Genomic DNA, 463 nt, shown 5'->3' with positions numbered 1-463 from the left:
GTTCTTTCTCGAATCACTTCGATCCTTTTCTTTGTCCAAGCACAGCTTTCTTTCTTCACCATGTCTTCCTGCGGCAACTGCGACTGCGCTGATAAGAGCCAATGCGTGAAGAAGGGAAACAGCTATGGCATTGAAATCACCGAGACTGTGATGAGCTACGACGATGCTCCAGCAGCCGCTGAGAACGACGGCAAGTGCAAGTGCGGAGCTGGCTGCACCTGCACCGACTGCAAATGCGGCCATTGAGCAATGCCATAGATTGCTAATATTTATATTATAATATCGGAAGATGAAAAGGCAGCCATGCCAATTGCTTCATCTTCTAGTAAATAATCGGGCGTGCTCTTGAATTATGCTGAATGTTGTGTCCTTGTGTACTCTATCTCTGTCTTAATCTCTACACTTCCTACGATTAATACATCTTATATTGTTTGTGTATTAATCTGGATCTTCTTCTGCAGTA

The 463-nt window shown here is 44.3% G+C and carries 1 protein-coding gene; it reads left to right on the top strand.

All coding sequences use genetic code 11. The features are described 5' to 3' along the window. Positions 1–246: hypothetical protein (locus V6B97_RS17145; RefSeq protein ID WP_333507716.1), on the top strand; the 246-nt coding region annotated here is incomplete at its 5' end. Positions 247–463: the final 217 nt, after the last annotated feature.

Origin of the sequence: Nitratidesulfovibrio sp. 1201_IL3209, assembly GCF_036763125.1 — a bacterium.
Classification (GTDB): Bacteria; Desulfobacterota; Desulfovibrionia; order Desulfovibrionales; family Desulfovibrionaceae; genus Cupidesulfovibrio.
The sequence above is the reverse complement of the archived record's forward strand: the minus strand, read 5'-3'. Positions and strand labels throughout refer to the sequence as shown.